The organism is Halobacillus andaensis (assembly GCF_014636475.1).
Taxonomy (GTDB): Bacteria; Bacillota; Bacilli; order Bacillales; family Halobacillaceae; genus Halobacillus_A; species Halobacillus_A andaensis.
This window is the reverse complement of sequence record NZ_BMEL01000001.1, coordinates 1,245,757-1,266,431: the sequence shown is the minus strand read 5'-3', so window position 1 is coordinate 1,266,431 and position 20,675 is coordinate 1,245,757. Positions and strand designations below refer to the sequence as shown.

At 42.2% G+C, this 20,675-nt stretch carries 21 protein-coding genes; 12 read left to right on the top strand and 9 right to left on the bottom strand.

Going from position 1 to position 20,675, the window contains the following annotated elements:
• Positions 1 to 55 precede the first annotated feature (55 nt).
• Together lplA and IEV27_RS06600 are read left to right on the top strand one after the other, a co-directional pair.
• Positions 56 to 1,054 (top strand): lipoate--protein ligase, encoded by a 999-nt coding sequence (gene lplA / locus IEV27_RS06605; RefSeq protein ID WP_188376637.1) that lies wholly within the window; start codon positions 56 to 58, stop codon positions 1,052 to 1,054.
• 192 nt (positions 1,055 to 1,246) lie between these two features.
• Positions 1,247 to 2,779 carry a fatty acid--CoA ligase family protein gene (locus tag IEV27_RS06600; protein ID WP_188376636.1) on the top strand — a complete coding sequence of 511 codons (1,533 nt, stop codon included), beginning with the start codon at positions 1,247 to 1,249 and terminating at the stop codon, positions 2,777 to 2,779.
• A 311-nt stretch (positions 2,780 to 3,090) separates the two neighbouring features.
• Here the strand turns inward: IEV27_RS06600 and IEV27_RS06595 are convergent, their stop codons facing one another.
• Entirely contained in the window at positions 3,091 to 3,546 is a 456-nt protein-coding gene (locus tag IEV27_RS06595) for a DUF3939 domain-containing protein (protein WP_188376635.1), read from the bottom strand.
• 179 nt (positions 3,547 to 3,725) lie between these two features.
• Here IEV27_RS06595 and IEV27_RS06590 point away from each other — a divergent pair, with 179 nt between their 5' ends.
• On the top strand, positions 3,726 to 4,241 hold the full coding sequence (locus IEV27_RS06590) for a competence protein ComK (protein WP_188376634.1): 516 nt from the start codon (positions 3,726 to 3,728) through the stop codon (positions 4,239 to 4,241).
• Here IEV27_RS06590 and IEV27_RS06585 read toward each other — a convergent pair.
• Positions 4,174 to 4,578: a YhjD family protein gene (locus IEV27_RS06585; protein WP_188376633.1), complete on the bottom strand. Its 405-nt coding sequence runs from the start codon at positions 4,576 to 4,578 to the stop codon at positions 4,174 to 4,176. The two genes, IEV27_RS06590 and IEV27_RS06585, sit on opposite strands and share 68 nt — an antisense overlap.
• Before the next feature lie 190 nt (positions 4,579 to 4,768).
• Between IEV27_RS06585 and IEV27_RS06580 the strand changes: the two genes are divergently transcribed.
• The 5 genes from IEV27_RS06580 to IEV27_RS06560 all read left to right on the top strand — a co-directional run bounded on the left by IEV27_RS06580 (position 4,769) and on the right by IEV27_RS06560 (position 13,592).
• Positions 4,769 to 5,416: a TVP38/TMEM64 family protein gene (locus IEV27_RS06580; protein ID WP_188376632.1), complete on the top strand. Its 648-nt coding sequence runs from the start codon at positions 4,769 to 4,771 to the stop codon at positions 5,414 to 5,416.
• A 54-nt stretch (positions 5,417 to 5,470) separates the two neighbouring features.
• A complete protein-coding gene (gene lepB / locus IEV27_RS06575) occupies positions 5,471 to 6,007 on the top strand; it encodes a signal peptidase I (RefSeq protein WP_188376631.1) in 537 nt (178 codons plus the stop codon).
• Between the two features lie 110 nt (positions 6,008 to 6,117).
• The gene (gene addB, locus IEV27_RS06570; protein WP_188376630.1) at positions 6,118 to 9,633 is read left to right on the top strand and encodes a helicase-exonuclease AddAB subunit AddB; all 3,516 of its coding nucleotides are present in this window, start codon (positions 6,118 to 6,120) and stop codon (positions 9,631 to 9,633) included.
• Positions 9,617 to 13,306, top strand: a complete 3,690-nt coding sequence (addA, locus tag IEV27_RS06565) for a helicase-exonuclease AddAB subunit AddA (protein ID WP_188376629.1) — start codon at positions 9,617 to 9,619, stop codon at positions 13,304 to 13,306. The genes addB and addA overlap by 17 nt, the downstream gene beginning before the upstream one ends.
• The gene (locus IEV27_RS06560; protein WP_188376628.1) at positions 13,278 to 13,592 is read left to right on the top strand and encodes an HNH endonuclease; all 315 of its coding nucleotides are present in this window, start codon (positions 13,278 to 13,280) and stop codon (positions 13,590 to 13,592) included. Before addA ends, IEV27_RS06560 begins: the two co-directional genes overlap by 29 nt.
• Before the next feature lie 184 nt (positions 13,593 to 13,776).
• Here IEV27_RS06560 and IEV27_RS06555 read toward each other — a convergent pair whose 3' ends face one another.
• From IEV27_RS06555 to IEV27_RS06530, 6 genes are read right to left on the bottom strand one after another with little or no spacing between them, the layout of a single operon-like run.
• Positions 13,777 to 13,992 (bottom strand): spore germination protein, encoded by a 216-nt coding sequence (locus IEV27_RS06555; RefSeq protein ID WP_188376627.1) that lies wholly within the window; start codon positions 13,990 to 13,992, stop codon positions 13,777 to 13,779.
• 50 nt (positions 13,993 to 14,042) lie between these two features.
• A complete protein-coding gene (locus tag IEV27_RS06550) occupies positions 14,043 to 14,414 on the bottom strand; it encodes a spore germination protein GerPE (RefSeq protein ID WP_188376626.1) in 372 nt (123 codons plus the stop codon).
• Positions 14,404 to 14,595, bottom strand: a complete 192-nt coding sequence (locus tag IEV27_RS06545) for a spore germination protein GerPD (RefSeq protein ID WP_188376625.1) — start codon at positions 14,593 to 14,595, stop codon at positions 14,404 to 14,406. Before IEV27_RS06545 ends, IEV27_RS06550 begins: the two co-directional genes overlap by 11 nt.
• Positions 14,592 to 15,116: a spore germination protein GerPC gene (gene gerPC / locus IEV27_RS06540; protein ID WP_188376624.1), complete on the bottom strand. Its 525-nt coding sequence runs from the start codon at positions 15,114 to 15,116 to the stop codon at positions 14,592 to 14,594. Before gerPC ends, IEV27_RS06545 begins: the two co-directional genes overlap by 4 nt.
• Positions 15,117 to 15,163: 47 nt before the next feature.
• On the bottom strand, positions 15,164 to 15,379 hold the full coding sequence (locus tag IEV27_RS06535) for a spore germination protein GerPB (protein ID WP_245345361.1): 216 nt from the start codon (positions 15,377 to 15,379) through the stop codon (positions 15,164 to 15,166).
• A gap of 19 nt (positions 15,380 to 15,398) precedes the next feature.
• A complete protein-coding gene (locus tag IEV27_RS06530) occupies positions 15,399 to 15,614 on the bottom strand; it encodes a spore germination protein (RefSeq protein ID WP_188376622.1) in 216 nt (71 codons plus the stop codon).
• An 87-nt stretch (positions 15,615 to 15,701) separates the two neighbouring features.
• On the opposite strand from IEV27_RS06530, the gene IEV27_RS06525 reads away from it, so the two are divergent.
• The 3 genes from IEV27_RS06525 to IEV27_RS06515 are packed head-to-tail and all read left to right on the top strand — an operon-like array spanning position 15,702 to position 18,595.
• Complete coding sequence (locus tag IEV27_RS06525; RefSeq protein WP_188376621.1) at positions 15,702 to 16,892, top strand: DUF418 domain-containing protein; 1,191 nt, start codon at positions 15,702 to 15,704, stop codon at positions 16,890 to 16,892.
• Positions 16,893 to 16,907: 15 nt separating this feature from the next.
• Positions 16,908 to 18,098, top strand: coding sequence for a DUF2157 domain-containing protein (locus IEV27_RS06520; RefSeq protein ID WP_188376620.1), 1,191 nt, complete (start codon positions 16,908 to 16,910; stop codon positions 18,096 to 18,098).
• Positions 18,095 to 18,595, top strand: a complete 501-nt coding sequence (locus tag IEV27_RS06515) for a GDYXXLXY domain-containing protein (RefSeq protein WP_188376619.1) — start codon at positions 18,095 to 18,097, stop codon at positions 18,593 to 18,595. Before IEV27_RS06520 ends, IEV27_RS06515 begins: the two co-directional genes overlap by 4 nt.
• 112 nt (positions 18,596 to 18,707) lie before the next feature.
• Here the strand turns inward: IEV27_RS06515 and IEV27_RS06510 are convergent, their stop codons facing one another.
• Positions 18,708 to 19,904 (bottom strand): ornithine--oxo-acid transaminase, encoded by a 1,197-nt coding sequence (locus tag IEV27_RS06510; RefSeq protein ID WP_188376618.1) that lies wholly within the window; start codon positions 19,902 to 19,904, stop codon positions 18,708 to 18,710.
• 161 nt (positions 19,905 to 20,065) lie between these two features.
• On the opposite strand from IEV27_RS06510, the gene IEV27_RS06505 reads away from it, so the two are divergent.
• Positions 20,066 to 20,431: a YisL family protein gene (locus IEV27_RS06505; protein WP_188376617.1), complete on the top strand. Its 366-nt coding sequence runs from the start codon at positions 20,066 to 20,068 to the stop codon at positions 20,429 to 20,431.
• Positions 20,432 to 20,675: the final 244 nt, after the last annotated feature.

The following is a 20,675-nucleotide window of genomic DNA, read 5'->3' as shown; positions in this document are numbered from 1 at the left end:
ATCGTCGAATTTTATACAATGGAAAGTAGAGTGAAACGTTGGAAAGGATGAGACGATGTTATTTATAGATCATGAGGGAGTAAATGATCCGCGCATTAATTTAGCGATCGAAGAATATGCGTTAAAGAACTTAGATATTAACGAGACTTATTTATTATTCTATATTAACGAACCTTCCATCATTATTGGTAAGAACCAAAATACCGTGGAAGAAATCAATACAAACTATGTAGAAGAAAACGGAATTCACGTGGTGCGTCGCTTATCTGGCGGCGGAGCTGTTTATCACGATCTTGGCAATCTTAACTTCAGCTTTATTACGAAGGATGATGGGGATAGTTTTCACGACTTTGCTAAGTTTACAGAACCCGTTACTCAGGCGCTTAACAAGTTAGGCGTTCAAGCGGAATTATCTGGCCGTAATGATATTGTGGTTGATGGAAGAAAAATTTCTGGAAATGCTCAATTCTCTACGCGCGGCCGCATGTTTAGTCACGGAACGTTAATGCTCGATTCTGAAATTGAGAATGTTGTTTCTGCATTGAATGTAAAGACTGAGAAGATTAAGTCCAAAGGCATAAAATCGATTCGCAGCCGCGTAGCAAACATTTCGGAGTACCTGGACGAATCGATTACAATGGATGAGTTTAAGCAGTTAATTTTGCGTTATATCTTTAATGTGGAGGATGTAAAGGATGTTCCTCAGTATCAATTAACAGAGGAAGACTGGAAAGAGATCTACAAGATTGCCGATGATCGTTACCGCAATTGGGATTGGAACTATGGAAAATCACCTAAGTTTAACATTCAGCACACGAAACGGATTGAAGGAGCAGGAAGCTATGACATCCGTCTTGATGTAGCAAAAGGGTATATTCGCAACGTTAAAATTTATGGCGATTTCTTTGGAGTAGGAGATATTTCTGAAGTTGAAGAGCAGCTCATGGATGTGAAATATGAGCGCGCAGCTATTGATGAGGCGCTCGAGAATATCGAGATTCCTCACTATTTAGGTAAAATTACAAAAGAAGATTTCCTTGATATGGTTTATTAAACAAAAGACTAGCAGGATTAGTTCTGCTGGTCTTTTGTTATTTAGCTTTTTAAAAAGGAGGACTAAGAACTGCATCTTTCAAAATTTCACAATGTTGCACATCAATTGACAGTATTTTATAATTAGAGTGAATATTTTTTAAATATAAATGAATGACTATTCATTCATTACAGCATGGAAGGGGAGGAACGTATGAATTTAAGTGCTCAACTGATGCGCACTGCTGATCGTGATCCGTCGAAGGAGGCTTACATATTTCAAGGAGAAAGTGTAAGTTATCTAGAGTTTAATGCTTCTGTTACTAAATTTGCCTCAAAACTTCATGAATTAGGATATGGAAAAGGGGACCATATTGCTTTAGTGAGTGGAAACAGTCCCTTATTTATGATTGCACTATATGGATCATTGCGCGCGGGGGCTACGGTAATTCCGATTAATCCCACGTATACGGTGGACGAGATGAGTTACATTTTAAAGAACGGAGATGTTAAAGGGGTTATCACCATGGATGTCCTAATGGATAAGTTTGAACATATGGATGCCCATTTATCCGTTCAAGACTATTTTGTAGCCGATACTGGAGCAGAGTCCAGAGAATCTTTATTAAAGGCAAAAATGAAATCGTTTACAAAGACCATATCTGAAGGGGATGTGAATTTTAAAGCCCCTGAGCTGGAACAGGAAGATGTCGCTGTTATTTTGTATACATCAGGGACAACTGGAAAACCAAAAGGGGCGATGCTGACTCACAAAAATTTGTATTCCAATGCTGTTGATGTCGCTGAATATTTACAAATTTCATCTAGCGATCGCGTCATAGCTACTTTACCGATGTTTCACGTGTTCTGTCTTACAGTAGCTTTGAACGCTCCGATTATGAATGGAGGCACCGTATTAATTGTACCGAAGTTTTCCCCGCCTGAAGTGTTTGAAGCTGCGGAGAAATACAAAGCTACTGTGTTTGCTGGTGTACCGACGATGTATAATTACTTGCTGCAGACAGGGAAAGATCAAGTCCATACGTTTGAAAATATGAGGATTTGTATTTCAGGAGGATCTTCGCTGCCTGTAGCGTTATTAAACGATTTTGAAAAACACTTTAAGGTAAGGGTGTCGGAAGGGTATGGATTATCAGAAGCTTCACCTGTAACGACATTCAATCCGTTAGATCGTCCCCGCAAGCCGGGATCGATCGGAACGAATATAAAAAATGTAGAAAATAAAGTAGTCGATGAGCTTGGCGAAGAAGTCCCTGATGGAGAAGTAGGGGAACTCATTGTTCGAGGCCCTAATGTCATGAAAGGCTACTACAAACTTCCGGAGGAAACGGCGGTCACGATTCGTGACGGCTGGCTCTATACAGGAGATATGGCCCGCCGAGATGACGAAGGCTATTTTTATATCGTAGACCGTAAAAAAGATATGATCTTAGTGGGGGGATATAACGTCTATCCTAGGGAAGTTGAAGAAGTATTATACAGCCACCCTGATATTACGGAAGTAGCTGTTGTAGGAGCACCTGATCCTCAAAGCGGGGAAGCGGTGATCAGCTTTGTAGTCTCTTCTAATCCTTCTCTTGATGAACAAGAGTTAAAAGAATTTTGTCAGGGCTCATTAACGAAGTACAAGCAGCCAAATCGAATTCATTTTATGGAAGAGTTACCGAAAAACACAACGGGGAAAATTTTACGGAAGAGTTTACGAGAAAAGCTTTCGCAACGGTAATTGTGGAGGTCGCGCAGCGAGATGTATGACATTAGTTGGCAATAGCGCAACACTTTGCGGAACACCGCAAATTTTTTTCGGTGAATCAGGAGAAGAGATATATTACAATAAGAATTAGATAAGCGATCATGCTTATTTGTTACACACCACTTATGAGTCGGTTTCATAAGTGGGTCAGTAATGTACGTTACTGATGAGTGGTGTTGATGAAAAGGCGAAAGCTTTTTCTCACATTAATTCCCTCACTCAAAAGTTAACCAGTCGTCTCATTGGCCAATGCTCTTCCCGGAGCATTGGCACTTTTTTTGTCCTTATTTGGGCTTTTGGTACGTAATCATAAATTCTTCATTGGTTAAATAGAATTCCCTTTCAGGTCGATGAGTCAGTAAGTGGAGACGCTCTAATTTATAGTAACTGATTCGTTTGTATGGATCCATATCAATAATTGGGGAGTCCCCTGTTTGTTGAATATACAAATCCACTGCTTGCTGGACCATATCCATTTCTTTAGCGAGTTCATAATCCTCTTCTTCAAACAATTCATAGGTTTCTTTAGACATGTAGTACGTTTTTTTGGGAATGCCAGCGATATAGGGGGAAAGTAAATCATAGTCGATCGTTAAATCCTGATTAATGATGACGCTTAAAGGCACCTCATTCGGCTTTCGCTCTGCGTATTTATGCACAGCTTTTCGAACGTCGTGAATCGATAAGTCCATTACTTCTAACGGAGTTTTTTCTTCGGTTGCTTTCTTCCGTTTCCACATTCAGAATTCCTCCTTTTCTAATGACGGAAAATTCTTACTTTTTCTTATAATTATAACAGAGAGAAAATATTTTTGAGAATTTTTAGACTTTTTTATCGAACTTTGGTAAATTAATAGAGAAAAGGTGGGCAGCACGCTGGAAGGCTGTCGATCTTAAAAAAAGAAGGGTGTTGAAAAGAATGGACTTGGTATATAAAAAAGAATATGAAGTGAACCCTCGAACGATGGCTCTTGTAGCAGGCTATGATGATCAAGGGCAGATCATTACTGAAATTATTGAAAGTGATCAATGTTTTTATTTGAAGGATTGGCCCAGTAAGATCGTTGATCATTCGTGTCGTTATTTTGCCAGTAGTTTAGAAGGACGAATTTCCGGTACAAAGCAAGTAGCCGGCTTCACTCATAAACCCCCGATTGTCATTTCCCAAAAGATGAGCATGTATTTCTTTCCAATTATCTCCCCTAAACGCAAAGAATGTTCCTGGATCGCTCATAAGTATATTCGCACATATAAAGGTGAAAACGATCATTCCACTACTATTACATTTACAAATGGTACATCCATCAATGTTCCAGTGTCCGTAGGAATGATCTCTAACCAAATTCAGCGTACTGCACAGTTTCGCTTCACCCTGGAAGATCGTTTGAAGTATTCCGCTCCAAAGAACGACGTCGTCGCAGAGAATTATGCATAAGCTCAAATAAAATGGTTTCGACTTTTTTCCTTATAGCCGGGTTGAAGTAATTTCTCTTCTCTTCGTACCCGTGGGCTAAGAACAAGAATGAAGTAAACGAATCATTACGCCCAGACTCAATCACTTGGAGTTTCTGCGCTTCCATTTGTGATCTCAACGCTTTTCTTTCTTCCCTGGCTTCGAGCTCCATCTTCCCGAGCAGCTCCATATAGGGCTCCTTAATTTTAAAATCTCCTTGCTGAATATGCTTCCGGTCTTGACGGATTACCGTAATGGCCATAGATAAGAAGAGATAGCGTGAAGCTGTTTCTAATTCTTTCTGTTTTAAGTGACGCATGTTTTTCTCCTCCTATAAATACGAACGTTTGTTCTATATTATACCACGATGATCTCTCGTATATGCAACCAATTTTTGTCGATTAAAAAGGTTTTGAAGTGGGGAAACTGTATTATAGTAGGCACAGGGTGCTGTTTTAGATTAAAATAGAAGTATAGATTTTTGCTTGTCATCGATAAGGAGAGCCGTTATGGAGCTGTTAATGATTGATATAGATGAGATTCAATATATGGCAGAAAATGATCGATTATTTGAATATGCCATTGATCAACTCGAACAACTTGAACGATTTGGGCCATTGCCGGGCATTCTTCTTCCTCTTATAGAGGCGTTCTTGCCCATATTACCGCTCGTAGCTTTTGTGCTGGCTAATTCAGTGGTTTATGGCTTATTTAAAGGATTTCTTTATTCTTGGATTGGAGCCGTAACAGGGGCCATCTTAGTCTTTCTTCTTTCGCGAAAGCTGGGACAACAGCGGTTTTTTAATTTTGTCAGTCGACATAAACAGGTCAAACGTGTGATGAATTGGGTAGAAGAACATGGCTTCGGCCCTTTGTTTTTACTGATGTGTTTTCCGTTTTCGCCGTCTTCCATTATTAATGTGGTCTCTGGTTTATCAAATGTAAGTCGGCAGCAGTTTATTTTAGCGGCTGTTCTAGGGAAGTCCGTTATGATCTTTACGATTGCTTATGTGGGGAGCAGCATGGCGTCTTTTGCCCAAAATCCAGTGAAGTCCATTGTGGTTGGCGTATGTATTCTAGCATTTTGGATCCTGGGGAAATTAATAGAAAAAAGAATTCAACGCACGGCAGAGAGACGAGCTCATCGGAGCGGTTAAAATGATTGTGAAACGGGTAAGGTGTAATTAGCAACCAACCTGGAGGAGACAATCATGAAAAAGTATACGACAATTTTTAAGGCAGTCTTAATCGCGGTGCTCATTGCTTTTGTATTTAAAACATATTTGTTTGCTAGTTATATAGTAGATGGTGAATCGATGGAACCAACTCTGTACGACGGGAATTTACTAATGGTGAATAAAATCGCGTACGACATACGTGACATTGATCGAACAGATGTGATCGTGTTTCATGCGAATCCAGAAGAGGATTATGTGAAACGCGTGATCGGCTTACCGGGGGATGAAATTTCCTTTGAGAATGACATCCTGTATATCAACGGGGAAGCTGTAGCTGAACCTTATTTAGATCAACTGAGACCCAATGATGGGGAAGTGTTTACCGAGGATTTTACGTTGGAAGAGGTCACGGGAGAGACAGTAGTTCCTGAAGGTGAGCTGTTTGTTATGGGAGACAACCGGCGTGATAGTTTAGACAGTCGTTCATTTGGATTTGTCTCCATTGAACAGATTGTAGGAGAAGTAGATATGCGCTATTGGCCATTTTCACAAGTAGCTGTTCAATTTTAAGCCGTCCTTTTTGGGACGGTTTTTTCAATGAGGTAAGTGACTTGCTTCATTGGAAATAAGGAAAATGATAGGATAGTAGATAAGTAGAAGAAATGAGGAGAGGTGAGCCCATGGGCATTCAGTTTACACTAGGGCGTTCAGGTACAGGGAAAGGAACGCATTGTTTAGAAGAAATTCGTTCACGACTGGCAGAAGAGCCTAATGGAGCACCCATTATGTATATCGTTCCTGATCAAATGACCTTTCAGCAAGAATATGCGCTGCTGACAGGAGGAAATATTGAAGGTTCTATACGAGCGCAAGTTTTTAGTTTCTCACGGCTGGCTTGGCGCGTTTTACAGGAAACCGGGGGAGGCACGAAGAAATTTATCAGCTCGACCGGGGTTCAAATGATGCTTCGGAAAATTATTGAGGAGCGGACTTCGGACTGGAAGGTTTTTCAGAAGGCGATTGAAAAGCAAGGATTTGTCGAACAGTTAGAGAATATGATTACAGAGTTTAAACGTTACCAGGTAACGCCGGAAATGCTCCATCATCAAATGAATCAAATGGATCAATTTATGCATCGTACGAGCCACGAAGAAGGACTGCGCGATAAGCTGGATGATTTAACGTATATTTATGATCGCTTAGTTGACGCTTTACGGGAGCAGTACATAGATAGTGAAGATCAGCTGCAGCTTTTATCAGGGAAAATTCCTGAGGCCGCTTTTTTGGAAGGGGCCGACGTGTATGTGGATGGTTTCCATAGCTTTACACCGCAGGAGTATGCGGTAATCGAAGCTTTGTTAAAGAAGTGCCGCACGGTAAAAGTAACCTTAACGACAGACCACCCGCAGGAAAATGAAAATGAAGAGCTTGACCTTTTTCATGAAACAAAAGATACGTACTTTAAATTAAAACAAATGGCTGAAGAACTCGGGATCGCTGTCGATCACGTAGAAGTGCTCGATATGCAGCAGGGACGCTTTAAAGATAGGCCGGCTTTGCAGCATTTAGAAAAATATTTTGACTACAGACCAGCGCCTGTTTTTGAAAGGGAGGCTCCGATCAAAGTCGCGGAAGCTGTTCATCCTAGAGCTGAAGTCGAAGGGGCCGCACAGGAGATTTTACGTCTTGTTCGTGAGGAAGGCTGCCGTTACAAAGACATCGCCGTTTTAATTCGTGAACCTAACGTATACCATAGTCTTATTGATACGTTGTTTAGGGATTACGAAATCCCAGTCTTTATCGATGAAAAGCGAACGATGCTGAACCATCCGATGATTGAACTGATTCGCTCGGGTCTCGATGTAATTGAAGGAAACTTCCGATATGATGCTGTGTTTCGATTGTTGAAAACGGGCTTTATTCCATCAACCAATCAGCAGTATCCGCTGAATGAAGAAGCAATTGATGAATTAGAAAACTATGTCCTCGAATATGGGATTCGAAAAAGAGATCGCTGGTTTAGTAAGGAACCGTGGATCTTTCAGCGTTTTAGAGGCTTTGAACAAGCAGCTCAAACAGACGAGGAAAAAGAAAAACAAAACCGCATCAATGCGTACCGTGACCAAATTACTCAAGTGCTTGAGCCATTTGATGAACAATTACGTGAAGCAGATACAATCGCTGAACGTGCAAAAGCCATCTATCATTGGCTGGAAACGTTACGTGTCCCCCAGCAATTAGAAATGTGGCGTGACCGATATGATGAACGAGGTGAAATTGAAAGGGGCCGGGAACAGGAGCAAGTGTGGGATGAAGTATTGCAGCTGCTCGACGAAGCGGTTGAAATTGCCGGTGATGAAACAGTCTCCCTGCAAGTGTTCAGAAGTACGATAGAAAGCGGACTGGAGTCTTTAACATTTTCTCACGTACCGCCAAGCATGGATCACGTCATTGTGGGGGACGTCGATCGTTCTCGTATTACCGGTATTAAGGCTTCATTTTTACTTGGTGTCACAGATGGAATTTGGCCGATGAAACCATCTAGTGACGGCATGATGACGGAGAAAGAAAGGGAGATTCTTTCGGGAAGCGGTCTGCAGCTTGCTGATGGTGCCAATCGTCAGTTACTCGATGATCGTTTTTACATGTACTTAGCACTAACGATGGCTAAGGATTATGTGTGGGTGAGCTATCCGTTAAGCAATGAAGAAGGTAAATCGAAAGTTCCTTCTCAAATTATTCAGCGGCTGGAAGAACTGTTTCCTTCTGTACAGGAGCACGTGATGCTGCAGGATGCGGATGATCTAAAAGATGCTTCGCGCTTTATTTCAACACCAATGAAAACGAGGTCGGCGTTAACATCACAATTAGCCCGGCATTTAAGAGGGTATCCTATGGAAGACGTCTGGTGGGATGTCCTCAATTGGTATATAAAAAAAGAAGAAAAAAACGGCCTAACGAATCGAGTCTTGCAAAGTTTATTTTACCGAAACAAGCCCGTACATTTGTCTCAACCTACGAAAGAGCGGTTATTCAATGGGCCGGTAAAAACGAGTGTGTCACGACTTGAAACCTATCATCGCTGTTCCTATCAATATTTCGCTGGGCATAGTTTGAACTTACAAGAGAGAAAAACGTACAAACTGGATGCGCCTGATATTGGTCAGCTGTTTCATGAAGCCTTAAAGCAGATTACAGAGTGGGTACAGCAGGAAGGGCGTGACTTTGCTCAATTAGATCAGCAAGAGACGACCAAGTATGCAGAAAAAGCGACTAATTTGCTAGCTCCCATCCTGCAAAACCAAATCCTGCACAGCTCGAACCGCCATCATTATATTAAGTATAAACTTCAAGGCGTGATCGCGAGAGCTGCATATATTTTAAGTGAGCAGGCGAGAAAAAGTCACTTCTCTCCAGTAGGGTTGGAGCTGGGCTTTGGGTTGGAGCAAAATTCGAAGCTTCCTCCGTTAACGCTCGGTTTGCCGAATGGTCACGAATTGATGCTGCGAGGACGCATTGATCGTGTCGATCGGGCCTTAAACGAAGAAGAGCTGTATTTACGCATTATTGATTATAAATCCAGCGCCAAAGGGCTGGACTTAGTAGATGTCTATTATGGGCTGGCTTTACAAATGCTCTCGTATTTAGATGTTGTGTTATCAAATGCTGAGCACTGGCTTGGCTCAAAAGCGCTGCCTGCCGGTGTGCTTTATTTTCATGTTCATAATCCGATGATTTCAGGGAAACAGTGGCTTGCGGATGACGAAATTGAGCAAGAAATTTTTAAGAAGTTTAAAATGTCGGGCTTGCTGCTTGAAGACGAACAGCTCGTTTCCATGATGGATACCAGTCTGGAAAAAGGACGCAGCCAAATCGTTCCCGCAGGACTAAAGGCAGGCGGTGGATTTTACAAAGGATCAAAAACGCTGGAAAATGAAAAGTTTGACCAGCTGAGAAACTATATTCGTGAACTCATGCAAGATGCGGGGCAGCGCGTTACGGATGGAGAAGTAGCGTTGAATCCATTCCTTAAAGATGATCAGGCAGCTTGTGACTATTGTCCGTTCCGCTCTGTCTGCCAATTTGATCCGGCGTTAGAGGATCATCAATTCCGCAAACTTAAGCACTTGAAAGAAGAGGAAGTCATTCAGCAAATGACGGAACGAAAGGAGAATGACCGTGGTCAGCTGGACTAAAGAACAAGAGCGCGCGATTTACACTCAAGGAAAAAATATTCTCGTTTCAGCGGCTGCGGGCTCTGGTAAAACAGCGGTACTCGTTGAACGGATTATTCAAAAACTCTTAAATAAAGAAGCGCCGGTCAACATTGATTCGCTGCTCGTTGTAACTTTTACGAATGCAGCCGCGCAAGAAATGCGAAATAGAGTCGGGTTAGCATTAAGTAAATCCTTAGAAAGCAACCCTGAATCACGACACTTAAAAAAACAATTATCTTTATTACAAAATGCATCCATTTCCACCCTGCATTCTTTTTGTATGGAGGTCGTACGAAAGTATGCCTATCTTCTAGACTTAGATCCTGGATTTAGAATTGCAGATGACGTGGAGGCCGATTTAATTCGTCAGGAAGTGCTGGAAGATTTATTTGAAGATTGGTACGGAAAAGAAGGTAAGGAACAGCAGCAGTTTTTCGACGTTGTAGATCGCTTTTCCAGTGACCGAAATGACTTAGATGTTGAGAAACTCGTTCTCGATCTTCATACCTTTTCTATGCAAAACCCGTGGCCTGAGCAGTGGCTGGAAGACATGGTGGCTATGTATCAGGATAACGAAGTGCAAAACGAAGAAGATCTGCCATGGCTTCAGCTGCTAAAACGAGATGTGAAAAGCCAGCTTGATTCCATGGAAGCTGAGATTCAGCAGCTGGTTGATCTGACGAGAGAAGCAGACGGGCCTTCAAGCTACGGAGAAACGGCCGCTCTTGATCTTGAGATGGTTCAACAGGCAAAAGGGGCGCTCGAGATCTCCTGGGAGGAGCTGCAAACGTACATGAGTACGAGCAAGTTTGCTGCGCTGTCGAGAAAGAAAATGGAATGTGATGAAAAGAAAAAAGAGCGTGCGAAAAAAATCAGGGATCGTTACAAAAAACGATGGATGAGCATGAAAGAAGAATGGTTCCATCGTAAGCTTGTGAGCTATTTAAACGATATGAAAGCTCTGCATCCTGTCATGAAGCAGCTTGCTGTGGTCGTCCAGGATTTCCATGAGCGTTATCAGCAGTTGAAAAAAGAGAAAGCGCTCGTTGACTTTTCGGATTTAGAGCACTATTGCCTGCAAATCTTAGTAGATGAAACATCCACGAAAGAAAACCTTGTGCCTTCTTCTGTAGCGAAAAGTTTTCATGATCAATTTTCAGAAGTACTGATCGATGAGTATCAGGATACGAACCTCGTGCAAGAGACATTACTTCGACTGCTGACAGATGATCCAGAAGCTGGCCATTTATTTATGGTTGGAGACGTAAAGCAAAGCATTTATCGCTTCCGTCACGCTGAACCATCTCTGTTCTTAACCAAGTATAAGCTTTACGGCCAGGCGGATCATGATGGAGAACGGATTGATTTGGCTCGTAATTTTCGAAGCCGCAAACAAGTATTAGATGCGGCTAATTACGTCTTTCGTCAAGTGCTGGATGAAGAAGTAGGGGAAATGAATTATGAGCCTGAAGCTGAGCTCATTTACAGCAATAGTGTCTACGATGAAAATCCATCCGACTATGCGAAAGCTGAACTTTTGATCATTGATCGTGAAGCGAAAGAGGAGCAATCCCAAGAAGAAAGCTTCGAAGATTTAGAGAAAGCGCAGTTAGAAGCAAGAGCGTATGGAGAAAAAATACGTACATGGCTTGGGTATGGCGAGGAAGAGCCGCTGCAAGTTGTGGATAAAGAAACCGGCGTGAAGCGTCCCGTTCAGTATCGGGATATCGTGATATTAATGCGATCGATGACTTGGGCTTCCACCATTGTTGATGAGTTAAAGCAGCAGGGTATTCCTGTTTATGCTGAGCTTTCGACAGGGTATTTTGAAGCAATTGAAGTAAAAGTAATGCTTAACCTGCTCAAAATCATTGATAATCCGTTGCAGGATATTCCCCTCGCCTCTGTACTTAAATCACCGATTGTCGGCTTAAATGAAGATGAATTGATGCAGCTTAGGCTAGAGGAGAAAAGAGTAAGCTATTTTGAGTCGATTAAATTGGCAGCTGGACGTTCAGAAATAGGGAAAAAGATTACTCATTTCCTTAAGCAATTGGACGATTTTCGCGAGCGTGCCCGGCAAGGAGCGTTATCTGATTTGATTTGGCAGATTTACCGGGAAACGGGGTACTACGATTTTGTCGGGGGAATGCCTGGAGGTCGTCAGCGCCAAGCCAATTTGCGCGCATTGTATGATCGAGCACGTTCCTATGAATCTACTTCGTTTAGAGGATTGTTTCGCTTTCTTCGCTTTATTGAACGGATGGAGGAGCGAGGAGATGACCTTGGAGCCGCGCGGGCCCTTGGGGAGCAAGAGGACGTCGTTCGCATTATGACAATCCACAAGAGTAAAGGACTTGAGTTTCCTGTTGTACTGCTTGGGGCTATGGACAAGCAATTTAATATGATGGATTTAAAAGAGCGGTACTTGCTGCATAAAGATTATGGGTTTGGATCGAGGTATATTGATCCTAATAAACGCCTCATGTATCCGACACTTGCTTACCATGCCATTAAACGTGTGAAGCTTCGGGAGTTATTAGCGGAAGAAATGCGCGTTCTATATGTAGCTTTAACAAGAGCGAAAGAAAAACTAGTTATGGTTGGAAATGTAGCATCGTTTGAAAAGAAACAGGAGAAATGGATGAGCTATTTAGACCATCCCGACTGGGTCCTGCCTCCGCACCACCGCCTGGAAGCCAAGTCTTATTTAGATTGGGTCGGTCCTTCCCTTATTCGGCATCAGGACAGTGAAGCGCTGCGCACAGATGAAGTCGAGGTGAAAACAGCGGAGGAGATTGAAAAAGATGCCTCTGAATGGGAGATTCACTTAGCCCACGGCAGCGAGTATGCGGTGGTAGAAGAGATGGAACAGCAGCGTGATGAAAAGCTGCAGGAGCACATCGAACAGTGGAATCCTGTTGAGGTCGAAGCTGATGAGAGAGTAGATCGTCTTGATTTTCTTTATCCTTACCAAAAAGCTGCTCATTCACGAGCAAAACAAACGGTAACTGAGATTAAACGACAGCGAGAAGTACTTGATGAATACTCAAGCGATCAGCTTTTAGTACCTAATCGAGCGCCTCTTGTAAAGCGGCCTCGATTTATGCAGGAGAAACAAGGGTTATCAGCTGGTGAAAGAGGTACAGCGATGCATACGGTCATGCAGCACCTCCCTCTTCGTCAACCGAAAACGCTCGAAGAAGTGGAAGAGTTTGTCGAGCATCTTGTTCATAAAGAAGTTCTTCGCCGCGAAGAAGCTGATGAGATTAACTATCAAGCCATCGCCAACTTTTTTGAAACACCAATGGGGAAACTGGTGCAAAATGCTGAACATATTGAGCGCGAAGTTCCTTTTAGTTTAACGTTACCGGCAGATGAAGTGTATCAAGACTGGGAAGAAGCGACGGAAGAGAAAGTGTTTATCCAGGGGGTTATCGATGCTGTTATTCCTTATGGAGAAGGATGGCTCATCCTGGATTATAAAACGGATGCCATTCCTGAAGGAGAGCACGTACAGGAGCAATTAAAGGAACGGTACCGCACGCAGATTCAATTATATAAAACGGCTTTAGAGAAGATCTGGAAGAAGCCGGTCGAGAAAAGCTATCTTTATTTCTTTAATGGATCCCTTACGGTGGAGGTGGAGTAGTGTGGATGAAAATTGCGAATTGTGTCAGCGCAGCCCCGTAAAGACAACGGAGCACCATTTGATCCCAAAACAGCATGGAGGAGTAGACGGGCCGACAGCTAAGCTGTGCAGTGCCTGTCATCGCCAAATCCACGCTCTGTTTACAAATGAAGAGCTGGCCAATTTTTATCACACGCTGGAACGGTTAGCGGATCACCCAACAATGAGAAAGTATTTGCGCTGGGTGAAAAAGCAGGATCCTGAGAAAAAAATAACGACAAGAACGTCAAACCGAAAGAAAAGATAAAAGGGCCTAAAAAGCCTTTCACCCGCTGTAAAGGGATGAAAGGCTTTTTTGCTGTTTTACGATGGGAGTGCTGACGGTACCGCTCTTTTGCGGTAAGAGAGCTGATTGGTACCAGGTACCGAGAGACAAAAAAGCGGTCAGAGGCAGTAAAAAAAGAGCCTCGGTACCTGGTACCGAGGTGACGCTAGGCGCCGCCTACATTTTGATCATTGACATCGGGATCTACCGGCTGTACGTTACTAAAGCCGTTATATGTCGCAATAAAATCACCGGTATTGGATGAACCTGACCCGGTTGTCGTTTTTGAGGAACTCTTAGGAGAAATATAGAACGAATCCCCCAAGTTAACGACTCCTCCACTTATACTATTGATACGGAAAGGACCAATAATGGATGGCATAACGAAGTCCTCCTTATCTGCTTACTATTATAGCGTATGTGAAAAAATCCTTACTGTTCGCTTTCTAGGATACGAATATGTTTTAGTCTAGATTCACCGTCTACATAATCGATGCTGCCGATTTGGACAAGACCGGCAGTGGAAGCACTTTTTATGTGGACATTTTGTACGCGAATGGAAGAATGATGGTGGATAATAGTGGTGTCAATAGTTATGGGAGGTTTCGGTGGTGAAAGCTCAGCTTGAAAAAACGGTAAATCTTCAAAATCGATAAAGTCCTGAAAAGTACGTGTTTCTTCTTGGACAGCCAACACTTTCGCTCGAGGATGGTAATGCACCAAGTCGCCAATGAGCAAACCAGAACCGACGGTAATCGTGGTCATTTCAGCTTGGTGTACATCAGCTATTCGCTTATTCGTCATTCTCAATTTCCTCTGTCTCTTCCGTATAAGGACCTATGATTAAGGATTCCGGTGGTGTGTCAAAATAAGAACGCAATCGAATGGTGCGGTTATCACCAATTAAAAACACCGAAGACGTCGTTACACTTGTTACATGAACGTTCCCAACATCTAATCCATAGTTATGAACGGTGAAATTCATTCGGATCCCCCATTTTCATATTGGTCTAAATATTGACCGACAGAACGTCTAATTTCTTCTGCGAGCCGCTGGGCGATTTGCTCATTGGAAAGGTTTGGTTCGTGCTTTTTATGCGCCTCAAATCGTTCAGGCAATTGTTGATTAATATCCTTAATCATATGGTCTCGGTGATCCCCGGGAAGAGAGAGGTGATGGCTTCTTACATAATCATCAATCGCTTGAGGCACCGAGTGTCCCATTAGCTCATCTAAATAAGGTTCAGCAGTTTGTCCGGTATACAAGTCTTCTATATTCGTTTCCGGAGAACCGTTCGGCGTCAGGCCAATTTGTAACGTGCCCTCCAGTGTTTCAATTTTTAATTGATCAAAATGGTATTCAATCTTTTCGATCACTGTTTTCGTCTGTTCTTTCGATTGTAAATGCTCAAGCTTTTGGGTGAGTTCTTCAATAAGCCGCTGCTGCTCTTGCATTTGTTCCATGACTTGCTGCATCCACTGATCCCAGGAATAATAGTTGTTCATTAGCATTCACCCCTTTTTAGCTTATGCTGTTTGACACCGAAATTTGCCTACGTAAGCGGAACGAGAGGACCGGAGTCTGCTTCAGGAATGTACACTTCTCCATCTTTGGGCTCTGGTTCTTTTGCTGGCTCAGTAAACGTACCTGTGTTATATAAATCAGCTTGTGCTTGAATAACGCCTGAGCTGCCAATTTGAATAATGGAAGAGTTAGCGACTGTTCCAATCTTAATGTAGCGAATGGAGATGGTTTGATAAATCGTCATATTCACATTAAATCCCCCCTTATTCGTTTAAAGACTGATCGATAACTTCTTTATCATTAATATACGTTTCTGCTTTATCTAAATGGATTCGAATCCCATTACCTGTATTAAATGAACCTCCTCCGGCAAAAGTTTTCGAAGTAGCATGAGGAGTCATGCTGAACACATCTCCAATATTAAAGACACCAGCGGAAGATACGGTAATGATTTTAACGAAGCCAACTTTTGCAGGCATAAATATTCTCCTTTCTACATCTATATGAACCAACATTGTGTAAATATCGTAATAAAAGTAAAATGAAATTAATAAGGGGGAATCTTAGTGAAACAACAGGGGGCACCTTTACAAGATAGAGATCGGCTGAGCTGGATCGATGCAGCTCGCGGCTTGGCAATTTTGGGCATATTTATGGTGAATGTTCCTGCCTTTAACGCACCTTATTTCTTGTACGGCGGCGAAGATCAATTTTTCCCTTCGGAGACCAGTCAAGCCGTTCAAACGATCATTGATATCTTTTTTCAAGCTAGTTTTTATACATTATTTTCACTTATGTTCGGCTTCGGTCTTTATATGATGAAGGAACGATTAGAACAAAAACATGTTTCTTACCGCCCCATCATATTTCGCAGGCTGATGGTACTGCTTGGATTTGGAGCGGTTCACGCCTTTCTCATTTGGCATGGGGATATCTTATTGTCTTACGGATTATTCGGATTTGCTATGTTTGCCTTTTTTAATGCTTCACCTAAGACTCTGATCATTACTGCCTTCACTATGCTTGGTGTTCTCACATTCCCGTTAACCTTAGGGCTCTATGCCGTGAGAAGTAAGCTCGGCGCATTTAGCTCGTATGCGGAAGTGGAAGCGGCCAAACAAAATTATGGAGAAGGATCGCTGCTCAATATTTGGCAGCAAAATTTTGCTGATTGGACGTACAGCAACAATTTAGCCACTTTACCTCTGCTTGCTTTATCTCTAATACCTATGTTTTTATTGGGCGCATATATTGCTAAAAAGAAATGGCTGCATCACCCGGAGGACCATTTGGCCACGATTAAAAGATGGTGGGTGATGACCGGGGTATTATTTATTTTATTTAAAGCCGGACCATATGTGATAGGGAATCCCGAATGGTTTCAATTGATGCAGGATAATATCGGCGGATCTTCCTCAGCTGTTTTTTATTTATTAACGGTCACTTTAGCTTTTCGTTCATCAGTGGGTAAAAAGCTGGTGAAGCCTTTAACGTGGGTTGGACGAATGTCACTATCAAACTACATTTTTCAATCGGTGATCTGTTTTATTTTATTTTATTCTGTTGGCTTTGGGTGGTACGGAGAAGTTACTCCGCTTGCGAGTGTAGGAATCGTAGTCATTATATTTAGCTTTCAAGTGGTATTGAGCAAGCTATGGATTAATAAATACCAATATGGACCGCTGGAATGGTTATGGAGAACAATGACGTATGGTAAGAAACAGCCTCTTAAACGTTCTGACAGTCAGGCCTCTTAGGAAAGGGATGATCTTGTGAACCGCGGACAACTAGAGAAGGAATCAGAGCGCTGGGTAAAAGATGGTGTGATCACTTCTGGGCAAAGGGTGCAAATTCTAAAACGTTATGAAAAAAAGACCGGACATCCGGTTTTACTTACCTTTGCCGCATTATTTATCGGTTTAGGTTTTCTTACGTTTATAGCATCAAATTGGTCCGCTTTATCAGATCTTGTGAAAATGGCGATTATCCTCTTTTTCCTGCTTGTTTTTTATGGAACTGGCGCGATGTTATATCAACGGCGTTCAAAGCCAGTGGGACTTAGCTTCATTATTATTGCCTTATGTGTGTTTGGAGCTGGCATCTTTTTAACCGGACAAATGTATCACTTTACGTCATTTAGTGCTTTTCCTTTTTTAATCTGGTCGCTGGCTGGTTTTGGCTTATTGCTTGTTTTTAAAGAATCCATTTTATTTTTAGCTACGTTAGTTATTGTTACAGCTGGCCAAATTTATAGCGGAAGTACGTATCAAGACTTTTACATTCCACTTGGTCTATTGTTTGTTGCAGGGCTTGGCTGGGTTTTGTACAAAAATGGGAACCGTCTCTTAACCGGGTTGTTTGCTATCAGCTATGTCATTCAATCGATGGTGTTTGTTTTTTCATATGGCTGGTCTTATTATTGGCTGATTCTTCTTTTCCTCGCCCTTTATATCGTGAGTCATTTGCCTTATGGGCAGCTCCATTTGAAAACCTTTGGATCAATCGCTGTATTGTCTATCTTTACATTGAATCTTTTTCAAGTGTTTCTTTTAGGCTATGAAAGTGAGGATGTCGAGTATTCAAACTTCTTCTTCTTAGCCTGGTCGATTCTCTTTATGTACGCTGTGATTCAATCGGCCATGGAGTCCACAAAATTTAATTGGATTGATTTGGTGCTCTTCATTCCAGTGTTTCGAATCGGGGCAGGCGATCTTTTGTCGTTGCTGCTTATGTTCGCTTATTCGCTCGGATGGCTGCTTGCTGGCTATCGAAAGGAACAACCAGAGTGGGTTATGAAAGGAACGCTGGCTTTTCTCATTACAACATTCGTTGCTTATTTTCAATTGGCATGGGCGTTTATGGATCGCTCGATCTTCTTTTTCACCGGAGGCATTTTGCTATTTATCCTCAGTTACTTTTTGGAGAAAAAACGTCGCCAAGTTAAAGGAGGGGAGCCATCATGAAGTGGACACTATTTTATGTCGTTGTCAGCTTACAAGCTCTCTTCCTTATCGGAATGTCAGCCTCTTATTATGCAATGGATCGGTGGGGCGAAACCATCTATCTAGAAACAGAGCCTATTGATCCACGGGACCCGTTTTATGGAGATTATGTGACGCTGCGTTATGATATTGAAAGTTTCCCCGCAGAGCTTTGGCAAGGAAGTGAGGATCCAGAGCGAGGAGATATGGTGTTCGTAACTGTAGAAGAAGGGGAAGATGGAAAGTATGAGGTCGTTCAAGCTGCTCCAGCCTCTTCTGCTACAGAAGAAGGTCAAGTGGAGCTAAAAGCAAAGTATGATTGGAGCGATATGTCCCAGAATAACCTGCACGTCAATATTGGCTTAGACCGTTATTTTATTGAAGAGGATACTGGTGATTCGTTCGAACAAGTGGAAAGCCGAGTGGTAGAGATTGTCGTTGCTCCGTGGGGACAGAAAAAAATTACTTCCATTGACTGATTTAAGGAAATGTTAGAAAAAGTGCTTGAAATGGAAAAAATCCTTTCTCAAATGTCAAAAAACCACTTCCACTAATCAGAAAAAAGCTTCGGCCGCGGCCGAAGCTTTTATTTTATTGGCTGAGTACTTCTTTAATTTGTGCAATCGCCCAATCGAGATCAGCTTTATCAATCGTTAATGGAGGGGCGAAACGAATAACGTTTTCATGTGTTTCCTTACATAGAAGTCCTTTTTCTTTAAGGTCTTCACAGTATGGTCTTGCCGCCTCCGTCAGCTCAACTCCAATGAATAACCCTTTACCACGAATCTCTTTAATGATTGGGTTATCGATTTTGCTAAGTTCTTCTTTCATATACGTTCCGAGCTCAAGCGAGCGATCGGCCAGCTTTTCTTCTTCGATGACATCAAGAGCAGCCATGGATACGGCACTTGCCAGCGGATTTCCACCAAATGTAGAGCCATGGGATCCAGGATTGAAGACACCAAGAATTTCTTTATTCGCTACGACGCAGGAAATCGGGAACACGCCGCCGCCAAGAGCTTTACCAAGAATTAAGACATCAGGAGAAACGTCTTCCCAGTCACAGGCGAACATTTTTCCGCTGCGGCCTAATCCTGCTTGAATTTCATCAGCAATAAATAGTACGTTTTCTTGTTTACATACTTCATACGCCTCTTTTAGGAAACCTTCAGGCGGCATGACAATCCCGGCTTCCCCTTGAATCGGCTCGAGTAGAAAGCCAGCTGTGTTCTCCGTAATTGCTTCTTTTAATGCATCGATATCACCATAAGGGATCAGCTTAATACCAGGAAGAAGCGGTCCAAAGCCACGCTGATATTCTTCTTCAGATGATAAGGATACAGCTGTCAATGTTCGGCCGTGGAAATTACCCTCACAAGCGATGAATTCAGCTTGGCCGTCTGGTACACCTTTTTTATCATAAGCCCAGCGACGAGTAGCTTTGATCGCTGTTTCTACAGCTTCCACACCTGTGTTCATCGGTAAAGCCATTTCTTTATTCGTTAACTTACAAACCTTTTCATACCAAGGACCCAGCTGGTCATTGTGAAAAGCACGAGATGTAAGGGTTACACGATCGGCTTGATCTCTAAGTGCTTGTATGATTTTAGGATGACGATGCCCCTGATTGACAGCAGAATATGCGCTAAGCATATCCATGTAGCGGTTGCCTTCAGGATCTTCCACCCATACACCTTCTGCTTTGGAAATAACAATAGGTAAAGGGTGATAGTTTTTTGCACCATATTCTTGAGTCTGATCGATAATTTGTTGACTTTGAACTGCCATGATATCCCTCCAAATTCAAATAAAACTTCACGTACAGTATAACAGGTTTAGTAACAATTTTCTCACTAATAAGAAATTATTCAGTTAAGCTTTTTTCAAGAAAAAAGGACACACACATGGTATGATGAAGGAAGATTCATGAAGAAAAAGGAGGAATATTGTTGGCACACTTACATATTACCTCATGGGTAATTGCCTTTGCCCTAGTAGGGCTAGCAACAACATTTACAAGAAGTGGTAATGAAAAAGCAGCAAAGATCTCACAAATGATTTTACGTGCAACCTATCTATTAATCTTATATTCTGGTGGATCCCTGTTTGCGGAATATATGGGGTCTGACCAAATTGGATTAGCTGTTGTTAAATTACTTGTTGGTTTATGGGTCATTGCAGCAATGGAAATGGTCACAGTAAAATACAAGAAGAAAAAACCAGCCGGCGCATGGTGGGCCCAGCTTGTTATCGCGGGAATTCTGGCACTTATCCTTGGTTTTGGAGTTTTACCATTAGGTATACTGCCTGCCTAAAAAAATTAACCTGCATGCTTTCGTCGCATGCAGGTTTTTTCATGTAAAGGGGGGGGGGGGGATGGTTTGTTTAAGATCATTGTTATTGGGGGTAACAATGATCACTTTTCTCAATAATAATGATAATCATTATCAATGATAAAGTCAACGCTTTTTTTAAAAAAATTCATAGCATCCAAGCCCAGCGTCATACCTTATACTATGATGCTTTTTTTATACGAGGAAAAGACCGAGTGCTTAGTTC

What these genes read in the sequence shown, in the direction of transcription:
- lplA (WP_188376637.1), top strand. Translation starts at nt 56, where the DNA reads ATGTTATTTATAGATCATGAGGGAGTAAATGATCCGCGCATTAATTTA.
- IEV27_RS06600 (WP_188376636.1), top strand. Translation starts at nt 1,247, where the DNA reads ATGAATTTAAGTGCTCAACTGATGCGCACTGCTGATCGTGATCCGTCG.
- IEV27_RS06595 (WP_188376635.1), bottom strand. Translation starts at nt 3,546, where the DNA reads ATGTGGAAACGGAAGAAAGCAACCGAAGAAAAAACTCCGTTAGAAGTA.
- IEV27_RS06590 (WP_188376634.1), top strand. Translation starts at nt 3,726, where the DNA reads ATGGACTTGGTATATAAAAAAGAATATGAAGTGAACCCTCGAACGATG.
- IEV27_RS06585 (WP_188376633.1), bottom strand. Translation starts at nt 4,578, where the DNA reads ATGCGTCACTTAAAACAGAAAGAATTAGAAACAGCTTCACGCTATCTC.
- IEV27_RS06580 (WP_188376632.1), top strand. Translation starts at nt 4,769, where the DNA reads ATGGAGCTGTTAATGATTGATATAGATGAGATTCAATATATGGCAGAA.
- lepB (WP_188376631.1), top strand. Translation starts at nt 5,471, where the DNA reads ATGAAAAAGTATACGACAATTTTTAAGGCAGTCTTAATCGCGGTGCTC.
- addB (WP_188376630.1), top strand. Translation starts at nt 6,118, where the DNA reads ATGGGCATTCAGTTTACACTAGGGCGTTCAGGTACAGGGAAAGGAACG.
- IEV27_RS06560 (WP_188376628.1), top strand. Translation starts at nt 13,278, where the DNA reads ATGGATCCCTTACGGTGGAGGTGGAGTAGTGTGGATGAAAATTGCGAA.
- IEV27_RS06555 (WP_188376627.1), bottom strand. Translation starts at nt 13,992, where the DNA reads ATGCCATCCATTATTGGTCCTTTCCGTATCAATAGTATAAGTGGAGGA.
- IEV27_RS06550 (WP_188376626.1), bottom strand. Translation starts at nt 14,414, where the DNA reads ATGACGAATAAGCGAATAGCTGATGTACACCAAGCTGAAATGACCACG.
- IEV27_RS06545 (WP_188376625.1), bottom strand. Translation starts at nt 14,595, where the DNA reads ATGAATTTCACCGTTCATAACTATGGATTAGATGTTGGGAACGTTCAT.
- gerPC (WP_188376624.1), bottom strand. Translation starts at nt 15,116, where the DNA reads ATGAACAACTATTATTCCTGGGATCAGTGGATGCAGCAAGTCATGGAA.
- IEV27_RS06535 (WP_245345361.1), bottom strand. Translation starts at nt 15,379, where the DNA reads ATGACGATTTATCAAACCATCTCCATTCGCTACATTAAGATTGGAACA.
- IEV27_RS06530 (WP_188376622.1), bottom strand. Translation starts at nt 15,614, where the DNA reads ATGCCTGCAAAAGTTGGCTTCGTTAAAATCATTACCGTATCTTCCGCT.
- IEV27_RS06515 (WP_188376619.1), top strand. Translation starts at nt 18,095, where the DNA reads ATGAAGTGGACACTATTTTATGTCGTTGTCAGCTTACAAGCTCTCTTC.
- IEV27_RS06510 (WP_188376618.1), bottom strand. Translation starts at nt 19,904, where the DNA reads ATGGCAGTTCAAAGTCAACAAATTATCGATCAGACTCAAGAATATGGT.